The following is a 14688-nucleotide window of genomic DNA, read 5'->3' as shown; positions in this document are numbered from 1 at the left end:
GCAAAATACGCATATAGATGTAGGGACGTCCGAAATGCAAGATTCGGGCGTCCCTACATCTTTAACTTTTTCTAAGGTTATACCTATAATTTAGAGTGCTGTCATAGACGGTACTATCACTCTTTACCACCTCGTTCACCCGAGGTGAGGAGTCGCTGTGAAGCGCCTCCGGTCACCGATATCAGAGAACCGTTATTCTGCGCCTACTTCCGACCTTTGGGCGCAGGAGTCACACGACGATTCATCACACTCACTCACGAAAATAGGTGACCATGTTTTCCACGCAGCGAACTGCTCGCGGCGCGGCGCTAGTAGCGTCTGCCGCCCTCGGTTTGGGTGGCTCCGTCGCGCCTGCAACTCTGGCCCCCGCCACCTTCGCCTCTGCCGCTCACGCGCAGACTCAGCAGACTCCGAAGCCTGAACTTCCCATCGCCGTTGCCGCCGATGTGGTCAGCCACGACTTTACCCTGAACCTGGTTGCTCAGAGCAATGACTACACCCTGCTGTCGTTGACCGGTGTAACCTCTTTGGAGAATCTGAGGGTTCGCCTGGTCGCTATTTCCGTTGACGATGGTATCGTGGCGGCGATGACCGTGCCCGCCTCCCAGATGACTGCCTCTCTGAACGATGAGGGTGCGCTAGAGGTCAGTATTCACCAGCGTCTGAACGTTGAGCAGCCGTATATGGTTGAGGTGCAGAACCTGAGCACCAAGGATGCTATTTCGGTTGAGTTTATGCCTGAACAGGGTGCGACCGTTGATGAGATTCTGGCGAGCCGCCAGAACATTTTCTTCCCTGACACCCCTGGCGTTCCCCGTGCTAACCGCGTGGAGGCGAATCCCGCCCCTGAGGTGTCCCTGAGCCCCAGTGCATCCCCGAGCGCCGCGAAGGATAGCCCGCGCCCGACGGTCGCCCCGGTACCTTCTGAAGCGCCGTCTGCATCGCAGAAAGTTTCGGCTCGTCCTTCTGCGAGTGCATCTGCTAGCGCCTCGGTGAGTGCGTCCGCGAGTGAGTCTGCTTCGGCGAGTTCTTCTACCGATGATGCGGCGCCCGCTGAGGTGACCGAGGATCGTCTGCTGGTGCACTCTCGCTCCGATCGGGCTCCCTCGGAGACCCGTGAGGCGACCCTGGAAATTTCTACCGCAGAGCTGCGCGGATCGGATGAGCTGCAGCCGATTAGCGTGCGCGCTAGGAACGTTGCGGAGAGTGGCCTGGGTTATGACGTGATGGTCTTTGAGATGCCTGCTGACGGCGGTGCCGTGGGTTCGCCGCTGGCGACCACGCATGTGAGCCCTCGGCAGGTGACTGATGCTTCTTTCTCTGCTGATTTGAAGGTTCCCGGTACCTCTTTGAATGCGGGTAAGCGCTATCGTGTGGTTGTGGTGGGTGGTAACTCCACTGAGGAGCTGCAGCTCATGGCGACCAGTGCTTTTGGTGTGAGCGTGATTCAGCGTGTGGTTCCTGTTGATCCGGCTCCGAAGCCTACGAATACTGTTGTTCACCCGCAGGTCCCGATGATTTCTGATGCGAATCAGCGTGTGAGCCCTTCGGCCCCTTCGGGTCGCGTGAGCACTGTGGATTCTTCAGGTGCCTCTGCGGATGCTCAAGATTTGGTGACTGATTCTGTTGCTAAGATTCCCTCGGTGGATAGCGCTCTGGGCTATATTGTGCAGGCGCAGCAGTCGGCGCGTGCGATTACCGCGCAGGCTCGTAGTTCTGTGGCTGAGACTGCGGTGGTTCCTTCGACGATGGTGATGTCTGGTTATGCGGTGATGTTGCCGGGGCGTACCGTGGTGAACCTGTTGGGTTACCAGTCTGCTGAGGGGGAGACGGTGACTGTTGCTTCGCCTCAGGAGAATGTGGGTGCTGCAGGTTCGGGTAGTTTCTATACGCGTAGCTCGAAGTCGCGCGGTGATTCTGCCGGTTCGAAGCTGGAGGCGAGCGCTCAGGATAATGGCCCGCTGCCGGAGGGTACCTTGCCGCTGAGTATTGCTCTGTTGGGTTCGGTTGCTTTTGTGGGTACTGCTGTGGCGGTGAATGTGTATCGTCGTCGCCTTGAGGGTGCTGAGGAGCTGGGTGCTGAGTAGTTCAGCTATTTGTTGCTTAGCGCTGTGAGGCGTGGCTCTCTGTAGGGGAGTTTGTTGAGTGGGAGGCGCTCTGTCGGGTGCGTGCCGTGTGGGTGCGTGTTTGGTGGGGCGCCTTCTGTGTGCCCGGATGTTTGACTCTATTGCGCGGTGGTCTGGTGCGCTTTGGGGTGGTGTAAAAATCTCTTTTTGGTGCACTCTGGGGAATATATTTTGACATTCGAATTTTGCGTTATTTATATCTCAGTAAAGTATTTAATTCCCTTTTATTTCGGCAATTATCGCGACATAAAGTTTTAGCACGTGAATGCAATGCAACATTAAGTGCAATATCCGTGTTAGGCTAGGGTGTAACCGACGTACTGGTGCGCAAATACTTGGATAGAAACACCGGCTTGTGGTGAGCCTTCCCTAGTCCACGCTTTGCGCCTACATCGATCGAAATGGCGCACATGACTATCACTCGACTTCCGAAACGCATTCATGCTCTTTCGCTTGTAGCCGCTTTAGGTGCAAGCGCTTTTGTGCTTCCTGGCGCCTCCGCAGTAGAGGCTGAAGCAATTAACGTGAATGATTGCCTGGCGGCTCTGGTTAATAGCGATTTTAATTCAAGCTGCCCCTACGAAGACCTCGAAATTGAGGTCGATACCATTGAGATTCAGATTCAGTCCATCAAGGACGGTCAGGCAACCATTAAGCTCGCGCCCCTCTATGAGGGCGGCTACGTGGGCGATGCCTCTAGGGTGTACCTGGTAATGCAGTACTACGACGCCACTGGCACGTTGCTTGGGTCTGACACTTACGAGCCCTCCGCAATGCAGGTTGAGCGTGCGGACGACGGCTCGATGCTCGTCACCTTTGAGATGCCGCAGATGCCCCAGGAGGGCTACTACTCCATTAGTGCCATGGATCTTGTGACCTCCGACGCGGGTTATGGCGAATTCATGATTTCTGAGGGTTCCCTCGTTCCGCACGTTATCCCGATTGAGGATGACCCTGACGAGGTTATGGTGGATAAGAAGGAAAACGCCCACCGTGTTCCGACCATTGACGAGCTGAAGACGATGGAAAAGCTCCGTGAAGAGGAGCAGAAGAACCAGCAGGCTGCAGATCAGAAGGGTAGCAAGGATAAGGTTAAGACTGAGGTGCCTTCCGAGTCTGCTGAAAACCCGAACCTCGAAACCCACACGCAGAAGCTGGAGCAGATTCCCGGTGGATCGACCTCTTCTCGCGATACTCAGACCCTGAGTGCTACGGAACTGAAGGTCGCCTATGCTGAGGTTCGCTCCGATAAGGAAACCAAGCCGGTGACTATCAGTGCAGAGCGTCTGGCCGCGAATGCGGCTGGCTACGACCTGATCGTGGTTGAAACCGATATGAGTGGCAACCATAAGGGTGATGCGCTGTCCATTACACGCATCAGCTCTGATCGCATCGTGAATGGCGCGTTCAAGGAAGAGGTTGGCATGCCCGGCTCTCTGCTGAAGACCGGCTCGGTGTACACCGCCTACCTGGTGCGTGCGGACGATACTGAGTATGCGGAAGAAGTTGTCTCGGTGCGATTCAAGGTCAGTGGCGAGGCGACCGGCAACTCAACCTCCTTGACGAAGGATGAGTCGCCCCGCCAGGATGCAAGCGCATCGCTCACGCCCAGCACTAATGCGGCCGAGGCGACCGGTGCCACTCAGGGTAGCCCCTCCGCTGCTACTAGCGCCGTCTCGACTCGTTCTGATGATACCCAGTCGGGCTCGGGTCAGTCTGCCGCGAGCGCACCCCGCTCCACTCTGGATGCGGTGAGCGCCATGTCCAAGGCAAAGGAAGCGAAGGCTGAGCGTCAGCGTCAGGCTCTGCAGGCTTTGGCTCAGGCACGTACGATAGCTCCGCGTTCGGCTTTTGAACCGACCCGCACCAATCAGATTTCGGCGTACAGTTCGGGTTCTGATCCGGCATCTATCGCTGCTGCCGCGAACTCGGCTGCTTTGACGGATGAAGAAAAGGCGGCGTCGGCAGCTTCTGGTAATGGCAATAAGGGTTTCACCCCCGTGGTTCATTCGGAATCTAATAATCGTTCCGCTACGGTGAACTCGAATACCACCCAGGTGCACTCCAACGCGAATGCTGATCGTCAGGATGGCGTGAAGGCTGTAGCTTCGGCGGCGTCTCCCGCTAGTGAAGAGGTTGCGCAGCACGGTGTAGCTTTCTGGGCTCTTGGAGGCGCCGGTTTGGCGCTGGTGGTTGGTGCCGCATGGATGGCTCACCGCAGGGGAGTCCTCGGCGGCTAACGCCCCTAATCCGTGCTTTTTGACGGCATCGCATAGTATGTTCGTTGTTTCATGAGGAATGCTCGCCCCCGCTATCTGTTGGCGCAGATCGCGGGGGCGAGTCGTGCGTTCAGGGTGTTCAAAAAAACTCTACCCTCGCGTGAATAAACCTTAAGGTTCGTGATAGGGTTGAAATAACCGATAAATAGATGCGAGCTATTGTCAGGTCTTCTTCACCTGAAATATGAAGCGGAGTATGGTACGACGAATCCGGGTGTATGGCGCACTCGGGGGTCCGCGCGGCACATGAAGAACGGGCAGTAGCACGCACATTTCCATCATGAAAAGACGCATTGCATGAGTATTTATTCAGCGAAGCACCGTATTGTCACCGCAACCGTTTTGGTTGCGGGGCTTCAGTGCGGGCTTGTTGTACCCTCTGTCGCAACGGAAGCGCCCGTCACGACGCACTCTGCCGTGCAAAAAACCGCGACTTTGAACGCGAACCGGGCTGAAGACAATCAGGAGACGCAGGGCGCCGCCTCCATCATCACCATGAAGGCGCAGCTCAAGGATGGTGGCTACCTTCTACGTTGGACGGGTTTCCCTGAAGATCTGGAGGCCTCCAGCGTTCTGGTTGATGTGAACTTCTACACCCCTTCCGGTGAGTATGGTGGCTCCGTTCTGGAAAGCCCGACCCTAGCTGAGGGGACCAAGGAGGGGGAGTTTCGCCTCCTGATGAGCCCGGCGACGGACTCTAACGTCGTGTACGTGATTGTTCTGGAGGATACCGCGCACGGTGTCTCCTACGAATTCTTTGTCACCGAGCGGGGGAACCGCCTGGTTGAGGCCGCTGACCCGCGCAACGGTAAGGCAAAGCCTACTGAACCGCCGGTCGACATTGAGCGTGAAGAGGCAGAAACCGCTGAGGCAAGTGCCACCCCAAGTCCCGAGGCGGTAAACCTGCCTTCGCCTACCGCTACATCACCCACCGCTGAGAATGGTGACGCGGTTCGCCGTACCGTGGACAACCCGCAGAACCATGATTCTGGGCAGTACGTTATCTCCGAAGACAACAGCGTGTATGACCCGATGAATCAGCGCAAGGGCAAGGCGCACATGTCTATTCAGGATTCGCAGGGTGACTCTCAGGATGATACGAAGCCTGTCACGGTCCGTGCCACGAACTTCCCCCAGAACGACAAGGGCTACGACCTGATCGTCATGGAAGTCGACTCCAATGGCAACACCGTGGGTGACGCGCTCGCCATTGTGCACGTTAGTCCGGAATCTATTTCTGCGGGTGCGTTCGAGGCTGTGATTGGTGTGCCCGGTGCGTCCCTACAGATCGGTAAGACGTACCTGGTGGCGGCTTTTGACGCTGCCGGTGACGGTAACCTTCAGCTCAACACGGTGCGTTTTACGGTGACTCAGGCGTCCTCTGAGGGCGGTGGATCATCGTCCAATTCTTCGTCTGTGAACGAGGAGAAGCCGGTTGCTGTACCTTCCGCGTCTGCCTCTGAGACTGCGGATGCACCCGCTGCGGGTTCTAAGTCTAAGACCCGCGGTATTCAGGCTGATACCGCCATGGCTCCGGGTACTAATGACGCCACGATTTCTATTCCGCGCCCCTCGGGTGGTTCCGCTACCGAGTCTTCCTCGGCTCTGGGGTACCGCACTGAGGAGGCGCAGCCTGTTCGGGTCGCGACCCCCGATTCTAACCTACCTTCGGGTACCGATTCGGCGGCTCAGTCTCGCCGTGCCGCGATTCTGAACGGTTCTTCCTCTCAGGTTCGTACTGAGCCTGGATCGCCGAACGGTGTGAAGGCAACGGAGGCGCAGATTACCCGCAACATGGATAAGAGCTCGCCTCTTCTGCCGATTTTGGTGACCCTGGGCGGTGGCCTGATTCTTGGTGCTCTGGGCATGTCACGCATGCATACCTCGAAGAAGGATTAGTCGCGTAGGGGGGTGGGGGAGTAGTGGCCCCTGTTGCCTGTTGAGGTGTGCTGGTGTGGGGTGGTTTTATTGCCCTGTCAGTGTGCTGTGGGGTGGTTTGTCACAAAACGGTTTCTTGGAACCTGATGTTGAGAAATACTCACGCTATCGATATAGTAAGCCTGTCCTAACAATGTCGATAGTATGGATGCACACCAATGAAGATTTTCACATCTGGCACCCGCCTCTCCAAGGGAGCCTGCGCCCTCGCCGTTGCTGGCGCTGTTGCCCTGCCCCTGGCACCCGTTCTCGCCGAGAACATTAATATCGCTGCCCAGAACGTTGCCGCACAGAACGTCGCTGCAGGCGACCAGGCAACTGCAGGCGCGTCCTTCGGTTGGGGCGTGCGCGCCTCCTTCCTGTCCTACAACGGTATGCCCCGCGAAATGACCGACGGCGCATCCTGGGACGCAACCGCAAAGCAGTTCACCTTCACCCCGACCTCCACCACGGTCTCTGAAGATGGCAAGCAGGTCACCCTGCAGGCTGCCGGCCGCCTCTGGTTCACCGGCCACTGCGCCGAAGGTCAGGACCCCGAAACCGGTTGCGCCCTGAACCTCACCTTCTCCAACCCCCGCGTGGAACTGAACCTCGCTGACGGCACCGGCTCCCTCTACATGACCGTGCGCACCAAGAACTACGCCTCCGGCAAGTTCGAGGGCCCCATGGAAGTCAAGATGGCGACCCTGAGCACCGGCACCGCTAAGCAGAGCGAGAAGGACGGCGTGGTCAGCATCAGCGGCATCTCCGCGAACCTGACCGCCGACGGTAACCACGCCTTCTCCGACTTCTACAACGAAGGCGCCAGCCTCGACCCGCTGAGCATCTCCTACAACGGTAGCGCAGCTAACACCCCCAAGAGCGCCTACAGCGTCGCCGAGTCCTACAACACCGGCGCGGGCGTGAGCCTGCCCCAGAACACCGCACGTCTGGGTCAGAACCACATCGTGCACGTGGCACCCCCGAGCTTCGGCGGCAACACCACCTACACCGTGCTGACCAGCTCCAACCTGAAGATGACCGACACCGGCGTTCTGAAGGCAATCAAGGGCGTTTTCGCGGTGGATGCTGACGGCAACCGCATGCTCGTCATCGGCAGCGAGACCAACAAGCCCGAGCTGTACACCGTGACCGCTGAGGGTAAGCTCGTCTCCTCCGGTACCTACTCCGACGCAGAGCTCGGCGCCAACACCGTCAAGGCAATCGGCTACAACCCCGCCAACAACACCTGGGGCATCGTCAGCATTGACGGCCAGGGCGGCGGTAAGCTGACCATCATTGACGCATCCGGCAAGGCAACCTCGCAGGCTCTGCCGAAGCCCGACTCTATCGACCCGCAGGTTGTGAACGCCTACTCGCTCGACGAGTACTACGGTGACTCGTTCTCCAACAACACCGTGACCCTCGCACCGCTACCCGACGGCAGCTTCGTGTACGCGCCGTCGACTTCCATCTACGATGCGGCCGGCGAAAAGGTGGTTCAGAAGGGTCACCTGCTGCACATGAGCAGCAACGGCGTGTCCCTGGTGCCGAACTCTTCACCCGCAGGCTATGACACCGCCCTGCCCTCGACCCTGGTCAGCCCCAAGGGCTACATTTACCGTTGGAACAACTGGTACGGCGGTAAGGTGCAGATCCTCAAGTACGAGAACGGCACTTTCAGCGTGGTCCGCGAGTCCGCAACTCTTGAGGGCTTCGAGAAGACCGAGGTCGCCACCATGTTCCTGACCCGTGCGGGCAACGTGGTTGTGGTGGACGCATCCGGCTCCCGCCTGGTGTTCATGGACGACACCCTGAACAAGGTGAACGAGGTGGTTCTTTCCTCGATGCGCAAGACCGACAAGAGCGGCGGCTACAACGCTCTCGAACTGCCCAACGGCGATATTATCTACCCGACCAGCTTCGAGAACCCGAACACCTACGAGGATCAGCTGTGGCTGAACCGCCTGGCAGCAAACTCGGCGCCGGCTCCGGAACAGACCCCGGCACCTGAGCCGACCAAGTCTGCAGAGCCGACTGTTGCACCCACTGTGGCGCCCTCTGCTGAGCCGACTAAGGCACCCGAGCCGACCGTTGCTCCTACTGCAGAGCCGAGCGTTGAGCCCTCTAAGTCTGCTGAGCCGACTGTTGCTCCCACCATGGCACCGACTGCAGAGCCCACCAAGACTGCAGAACCGACTGTTGCTCCGACCGAGGTTCCCTCTGCAACTGCAGAACCGACTGTGGAGCCTTCGGCAACCGCAGAGCCCAGCGCGACCGCAGAACCTTCTGCAGAGCCGACCGTGGAGCCCTCCGCAACCGCTGAGCCCACCAAGACTGCAGAACCCACCGCAGTGCCTTCGGAGGCGCCCACCTCGCCGTCTCTGCCGACCGCGTCCGTGGCACCCAGCGCCTCCGTGGCTCCTTCTGTAGCTCCTTCTGCAACCCCGAGTGCTTCTATGTCCCCGAGCGCATCGGTGAGCGCGTCCCCGACTGCGGTTCCGAGCGTTCCCGCCGTGATCCCCTCGATGAGCGCGTCTGCATCGGCGTCCGCTAGCGTGTCTGCATCTGCGAGTGCATCCGCGTCCGCGAGCGCATCCGCAAGCCAGTCGGCTTCCGCAAGCGAGTCTGCTTCCTCGAACGCAACCGCGAGCGAGTCTGCATCCGCGAGTGCGTCCGCATCTGAGAGCGCCACTGTCGATCAGAACGCTGCCGGCCACAAGGGCGGCTCCAACGGCGGTTCTGACGCTGGTTCCGGCGCCTCCGACAACTTGGGTGTGAGCGGCTCCAACGGTGGTTCTTCCGCAGGTAGCTCCTCGACCTCCGGTAACTCTTCCTCGAAGCTGGCACAGACCGGCGCATCCGGCGCTATGTTCGCCGCAGCAGCTGGTGCTATCACCCTGGCTGCAGGTACCGCACTGGTCGTGGCTCGCCGCCGCAAGAGCTAAGATTTAGCGTTCGTGCAACACCCCGTTTCGCCACTCGTGTTCATGAGTGGGGGAGCGGGGTGTTCCTTTCATACAATGGAAATATGACTATTCTGAATGTAATCGCAACCTCGCACGGCACCGACTCGGTCGCCGGTCGCGAGGCTATCACGCTGATTCGTGAGCAGATTAAGTTCCTGCTTGCCCAGCGTAACGACGGTGTGGAGTACCGTGTCCACGCCGCATATGTGGATGTGGAATCTCCCAGCGTTGATGATGCCGCAGCCTCTCTGCCCAATGATGAGCCCTGTGTGATCGTGCCGATTCTGCTGTCGACTGGCTTCCACACTCAGGTGGATTTGCGCCGTGCCGCACGCAATAGCGGTATTGAGCGTATTAGTATTGGTGAGTCTCTGGGCCCGGATGCGCGCCTTGCCGCGCTGACCCGCGCCCGCCTGGAAGAGGCTGGTTGGACTCCCGGTGACGGCCCTGTGGTTCAGGGTGCTGCGGGTTCTTCTCGTGCTGATGGTCGTGCGGACATGAGCCGTGCCGCTGAGCTGCTGGCTGAGGAACTGAACGCTCCGGTGCATCACGGCTTCGTTGCCGCGATTGATCCGAAGTTCCACGAGGTGGTTGCCGAACATCAGCCTAAGTTTGCTGCGACCTACCTGCTGGCGGAGGGTTTCTTCGCCGGTAAGATGCGTCGTGATGCTGAGTCGACCGGTGTGCCGGTGAAGGTTGCCGCGCCGCTGGTGAACGCGCAGGGTGGCGCTTCTGCTGCCGTGGTGGCGGAGTGCTTTATTGACCGCATGGATGCGGCTATTGCGCAGCTGGATGCCGCCTAGCTGTTCGCCCAATTTAGTTTGGGGCTTCTAAAAGCACATACAAAAAACCTCGGGACGTAATGTTCCCGAGGTTTTTTGTATGTAGCTGAAGTAGCTGAGTGCTTAGGCAGTCTTGAGGTAGACGTCGCCGTCGCGGACCTCTACGGGGTAGACCTTGATGGAGTAGGAGGGGTCAGAGACGCACTCACCGGTGGTCAGGTCGTAGACCTCCTTGTAGAGGGGGGAGGTGATGGTGGGGTTACCGTTCTTCTCGCCGACGATGCCGCGTGCGAGGACCAGTGCCTGGCTGTGCGGGTCGAGGTGGTCGCCAGCGTAGATGCCGTGCTTGGTCTTGTAGATGGCGTACTGGTAGCCGTCGACCAGGGCGACTTCGCCCCAGTTTTCTTCGAGGTCAGATTCGGCGCAGATGCGTACCCAGTTCTCAGCCATGGGGGTTTCCTTTCGAAGTGGTGGTCTGCGCCGCGCGGGGTGCAGGACACAATAGCGGTTCGTGTGTTCTTTGTTTGGAGTTTACCTTATGAAACCCACATTTGGAAATGGGGCACGCGGAGGGTGCTAAAGGTTATTTTTACCCTAAAAGATGATCTCAAATTTTATAGATTAGCCTTACCTAAATTAGGTTTAGATAAGGTAAGAATACCCTATTTCAGCCCGGTATTCCGCGGATTTTTTGGAAAATTTTCCCAAAAAATACGGATTTTCGATGCTTCGACCCCGCGCTAGAGTGTACGATAAAAGTCGTAGTTTAAAACGCCTTTTGACTGCCTGAAGAAAACAACATAATCCCACACAAAAATGTTTCGTAATTTTCAGATGCATTCTAAAGAAGCGGGCGCTCCAACTACTCGGTACGCATCAGGTACGAGCCCAACGGTACGGAAACTAGGAGTTCCAATGCCGGGCACGATCCAGCCGCACACTGAGGGTAGATTAAGTGCCATGAACTACCTGCATTACAACTAGGAAGGAAAATCCATGTCGCACACCCCCCGCAACATTCTCGTTGTCGGCGCAGGCCCCGCTGCGTGGCGTTTTGTACGCGCGTACCACGAAGGCGCTGAAGCTGCCGGTCGCGCAGCGGACACCATCACCGTCCTCAACGATGAGCCCTACATCCCCTACGACCGCGTTGCTATCGAGAAGATTTTCAAGGACACCGAGAAGGACCTGACCCTCGGTGACCCCGAACTGTGGAATGCAGAGAACATCAACCTGGTCAACAACTGCCGCGCAGAGAAGCTTGACCGCACCCGCCGCGTCGTCACCGACACCGAAGGCAACGAGTACCCCTACGACGTGCTGGTCTTCGCAACCGGTTCCCGCGCGGTTCGCATCCCCATTCTTAACTCGGACGCCGCACACGTCTTCCGCACCATTGACGACGTGAAGAACATGGTCTCCGAGGTCAAGCGCCTGCAGGACACCCTCGGCCGCGCACCCCGCGGTATCGTCGTCGGTGGCGGTCTGCTCGGCCTCGAAGCAGCTGAGGGTCTGAAGGACCTGGGCGCAGAGCCCACCATCCTGGACGTGGCACCCTGGCTGCTCTCCGTTGAGGTTGACCAGGGCGGCGGTTACGCCGTGAACGCCCAGATCAAGGCAACCGGCATTGAGATTGAGACCGGCGTGTACATCTCCGGCATCAACAAGGATGCTGACGGCAACGTCGTCTCCGTCTCCATCGCAGATTCTCCCTCTGAGGATGCAGAAATCCGCACCCTGCCCGCCGACATGGTGGTCTTCGGTGCCGGTATTCGCCCCAACGACGAGCTGGCACGCGACGCCGACCTGGCACTGGGCGAGCGCGGCGGTATTCTCGTCAACGACGCATGCCACTCCTCCGACGAGCACATTTGGGCTATCGGTGAGGTCGCCTGCGTACTGGGCCGCACCTGGGGTCTGGTCGCACCGGCTAACGCTATGGCTGACGCTGTGGCAGCTAACCTGCTCAACGACAACGAAGAAGCTCAGGTTGAAGAGTTCGACATCGCAACCAAGCTGAAGTTCTCCGGCGTTCAGGTCGCTGGCTTCGGTGACCGCCGCGGCACCACCGAGGGCTGCCTCGAGGTTCTGTTCGCAGACCCCGCACGCGGCATGTACCAGAAGATCGTGACCAGCGGCGACGCAAAGACCCTGCTCGGTGGCGTGTTCGTCGGTGACACCGCTCCCTTCGACTCCCTCAAGCCCCTGCTCGGTCGCGAACTGCCCGCTGAACCGAACGTCTACCTGACCGCAGCTGGCGGCGGCGACGGCATCCCCGACACCGAACTGCCCGACGACGCAATCCTGTGTTCCTGCAACAACATCAGCTTCGGTGCTGTCCGCGAGGCAATCGTAGACGGCAACCACGATGTTGCATCCCTGAAGTCCTGCACCACCGCGGGTACCCAGTGTGGTTCCTGCGTCCCGATGCTGCAGAAGACTCTGGAACAGCAGATGAAGAAGATGGGTCTGACCGTCTCTAAGGCACTGTGTGAGCACTTCGACTTCTCCCGTGCAGAGCTGGCTGAGGCTGTGCGCCTGACCAGCCTGGACGACTTCGACTCCGTGCTGGCACGCTTCGGCCGCGGTGGCGACGGCTGTGCTATCTGTAAGCCGACCGTTGCATCGATTCTCTCCTCCTTCCGCAACTCCTACGTCCTGGACGCAGGCCGCGGTGGTATTCAGGAGACCAACGACCGTGCGCTGGCGAACATGCAGAAGAACGGTACCTACTCCGTCGTTCCGCGTATTCCTGCAGGTGAGATTCCCGCTAAGAAGCTGGGCGTCATCGCAGAGGTCGCTGAAGAGTTCGGTCTGTACGTGAAGATTACTGGTGCTCAGCGTATCGGTATGTTCGGTGCTCGCCTGGAGCAGCTGCCCTACATTTGGGAGCGTCTGGTGGATGCCGGCTTCGAGTCCGGTCAGGCATACGGTAAGTCCCTGCGTAACGTGAAGTCCTGCATGGGTTCGACCTGGTGCCGCTTCGGTGTTCAGGACTCGACCGGCATGGCAGTCAAGCTCGAGAACCGTTACCGCGGTCTGCGCTCCCCGCACAAGTTCAAGTTCGGTGTTTCCGGTTGTAACCGTGAATGTGCTGAGGCACAGGGCAAGGACGTTGGTCTGATTGCAACCACCAACGGCTGGAACCTGTACCTGGGTGGTAACGGTGGTGCAAACCCCGCTCACGGTCGCCTCTTCGTCAAGGACGCCTCCAGCGAGGACATCATCCGCTACATTGACCGCTACCTGATGTACTACATCCGTACCGCAGACAAGCTGCAGCGTACCGCTCGCTGGCTCGAGGATCTGGATGAGGAGCACGGCGACGGTCTGGCACACCTGCAGTCCGTCCTCATTGAGGACTCCCTGGGCGTGTGCGAGGATCTGGAGCGCGACATGCAGCGTCACGTTGACTCCTACGAGGACGAGTGGGCAGCAACCCTGCGCGACGAGCGCCGCCTGCGCCGCTTCCGCGCCTTCATCAACGAGCCCAACGGTAGCGACGAGGGTTCGCACCTGTACGTGCTGGAGCGCGAGCAGATTCGCCCCGCAACCCCCGAGGAAATTGCGGCGGCAGAAGCTGGCGAGTCCAACACCGTCCTGCTGACCGGCACCAAGATTCCCGTGGGCAAGCCCAGTGACCTCAACCCGGTCCCGGCAGCGTAGTATGTGCCCGAAGATTCCTCCGTTCCCGCCCCGCGAGTTCGCCACTATTGACGAAATTCTCGCGGGCGGGGCGCCCGGGCACAGCCTGGACGATAGCGTGACGGAACGCGGCATTCTGCTCCCTGGCGAGCCTGCTGAGAACCCTGGCAAGGTCTACATTGTGGGTGGTGGCCCCGGTGCCGCTGACCTGCTGACCCTGCGTGCGGCACGTGCCCTGAGCGAGGCGGACGTGGTCCTTCTGGATCACCTCGCCCCGCAGGAGTACGGCGAGTACGCGCCGAACGCCCTCATTGTTGATGTGGGCAAGGTTCCCGGTAAGCACGCTGTTCCGCAGTCCCGCATTCAGCAGCTCATGATTGATTACGCGCTTTCGGGTAAGACCGTGGTGCGTTTGAAGGGTGGCGACCCGTACGTGTACGGTCGCGGTGCTGAAGAGCTGGATGCGTGCATCGCCGCAGGCCTGGAGGCTGAGGTTATCCCCGGCATTACCAGCGCCATCGCGGTTCCTGCGCGTGCGGCTATTCCGGTGACCCTGCGTAAGGTGTCCTCGATTTTCACCGTCATTTCTGGTCACTCCGGCCTGTCGGAGACCGAAGTGTCGGCGGTTGAGGCGACCCTGCGCGCCCAGGGTACCGTGGTGCTGCTGATGGGCGTTCGTACCCTGCCCGATACGGTGGCGTCTCTGCTCTCTCGTGGGATTGAGGCTGACACGCCGCTGGCAACCATTGAGAACGGTTTCTCGGAGAAGGAGCGCGTGACTGTCACGACCCTTGAGAACGCTCAGGCGGATTGCGCATCGGTTAGGGCGCCGGCTATTACCGTCATCGGTGAGGTCGTGCATTATGCTCGCGATAATCAGAACCGCTTTGTGAGCGAGGTTCACGAGCGTCTGCGTGAGCGTTCCACCTCCTAGAGGCGGCGCGTTAGATAGTATTGCACAGCCCCGCAT

Annotated in this window: 8 protein-coding genes; 7 read left to right on the top strand and 1 reads right to left on the bottom strand. The window is 59.2% G+C overall.

Annotation, left to right across the window (positions count from 1 at the left end):
• Window positions 1–272 precede the first annotated feature (272 nt).
• The 5 genes from QZ822_RS01120 to QZ822_RS01100 all read left to right on the top strand — a co-directional run bounded on the left by QZ822_RS01120 (window position 273) and on the right by QZ822_RS01100 (window position 10094).
• Complete coding sequence (locus QZ822_RS01120; protein WP_294641957.1) at window positions 273–2087, top strand: propanediol dehydratase; 1815 nt, start codon at window positions 273–275, stop codon at window positions 2085–2087.
• Between the two features lie 449 nt (window positions 2088–2536).
• Entirely contained in the window at window positions 2537–4366 is a 1830-nt protein-coding gene (locus QZ822_RS01115; protein WP_294641955.1) for a hypothetical protein, read from the top strand.
• Between the two features lie 474 nt (window positions 4367–4840).
• Window positions 4841–6304, top strand: coding sequence for an enoyl-CoA hydratase (locus tag QZ822_RS01110; RefSeq protein ID WP_294641953.1), 1464 nt, complete (start codon window positions 4841–4843; stop codon window positions 6302–6304).
• 197 nt (window positions 6305–6501) lie between these two features.
• Window positions 6502–9270, top strand: a complete 2769-nt coding sequence (locus QZ822_RS01105) for an HtaA domain-containing protein (protein ID WP_294641951.1) — start codon at window positions 6502–6504, stop codon at window positions 9268–9270.
• Window positions 9271–9353: 83 nt separating this feature from the next.
• Complete coding sequence (locus QZ822_RS01100; RefSeq protein ID WP_294641950.1) at window positions 9354–10094, top strand: sirohydrochlorin chelatase; 741 nt, start codon at window positions 9354–9356, stop codon at window positions 10092–10094.
• A 102-nt stretch (window positions 10095–10196) separates the two neighbouring features.
• On the opposite strand, the gene nirD is transcribed toward QZ822_RS01100, so the two are convergent.
• Window positions 10197–10523 (bottom strand): nitrite reductase small subunit NirD, encoded by a 327-nt coding sequence (gene nirD, locus QZ822_RS01095; RefSeq protein WP_294641948.1) that lies wholly within the window; start codon window positions 10521–10523, stop codon window positions 10197–10199.
• A 546-nt stretch (window positions 10524–11069) separates the two neighbouring features.
• Between nirD and nirB the strand changes: the two genes are divergently transcribed.
• Complete coding sequence (gene nirB / locus QZ822_RS01090; protein WP_294641946.1) at window positions 11070–13739, top strand: nitrite reductase large subunit NirB; 2670 nt, start codon at window positions 11070–11072, stop codon at window positions 13737–13739.
• A 1-nt stretch (window position 13740) separates the two neighbouring features.
• Complete coding sequence (cobA, locus tag QZ822_RS01085; protein ID WP_294641944.1) at window positions 13741–14652, top strand: uroporphyrinogen-III C-methyltransferase; 912 nt, start codon at window positions 13741–13743, stop codon at window positions 14650–14652.
• Window positions 14653–14688: the final 36 nt, after the last annotated feature.

This window comes from uncultured Rothia sp., from assembly GCF_916715725.1.
GTDB lineage: Bacteria > Actinomycetota > Actinomycetes > Actinomycetales > Micrococcaceae > Rothia.
The sequence above is the reverse complement of the archived record's forward strand: the minus strand, read 5'-3'. Positions and strand labels throughout refer to the sequence as shown.

Excerpts from the sequence above, each read along its gene's own strand:
- QZ822_RS01105 (WP_294641951.1), top strand. The coding sequence starts at position 6,502 with ATGAAGATTTTCACATCTGGCACCCGCCTCTCCAAGGGAGCCTGCGCC.
- QZ822_RS01100 (WP_294641950.1), top strand. The coding sequence starts at position 9,354 with ATGACTATTCTGAATGTAATCGCAACCTCGCACGGCACCGACTCGGTC.
- nirD (WP_294641948.1), bottom strand. The coding sequence starts at position 10,523 with ATGGCTGAGAACTGGGTACGCATCTGCGCCGAATCTGACCTCGAAGAA.
- QZ822_RS01120 (WP_294641957.1), top strand. The coding sequence starts at position 273 with ATGTTTTCCACGCAGCGAACTGCTCGCGGCGCGGCGCTAGTAGCGTCT.
- nirB (WP_294641946.1), top strand. The coding sequence starts at position 11,070 with ATGTCGCACACCCCCCGCAACATTCTCGTTGTCGGCGCAGGCCCCGCT.
- QZ822_RS01115 (WP_294641955.1), top strand. The coding sequence starts at position 2,537 with ATGACTATCACTCGACTTCCGAAACGCATTCATGCTCTTTCGCTTGTA.
- cobA (WP_294641944.1), top strand. The coding sequence starts at position 13,741 with ATGTGCCCGAAGATTCCTCCGTTCCCGCCCCGCGAGTTCGCCACTATT.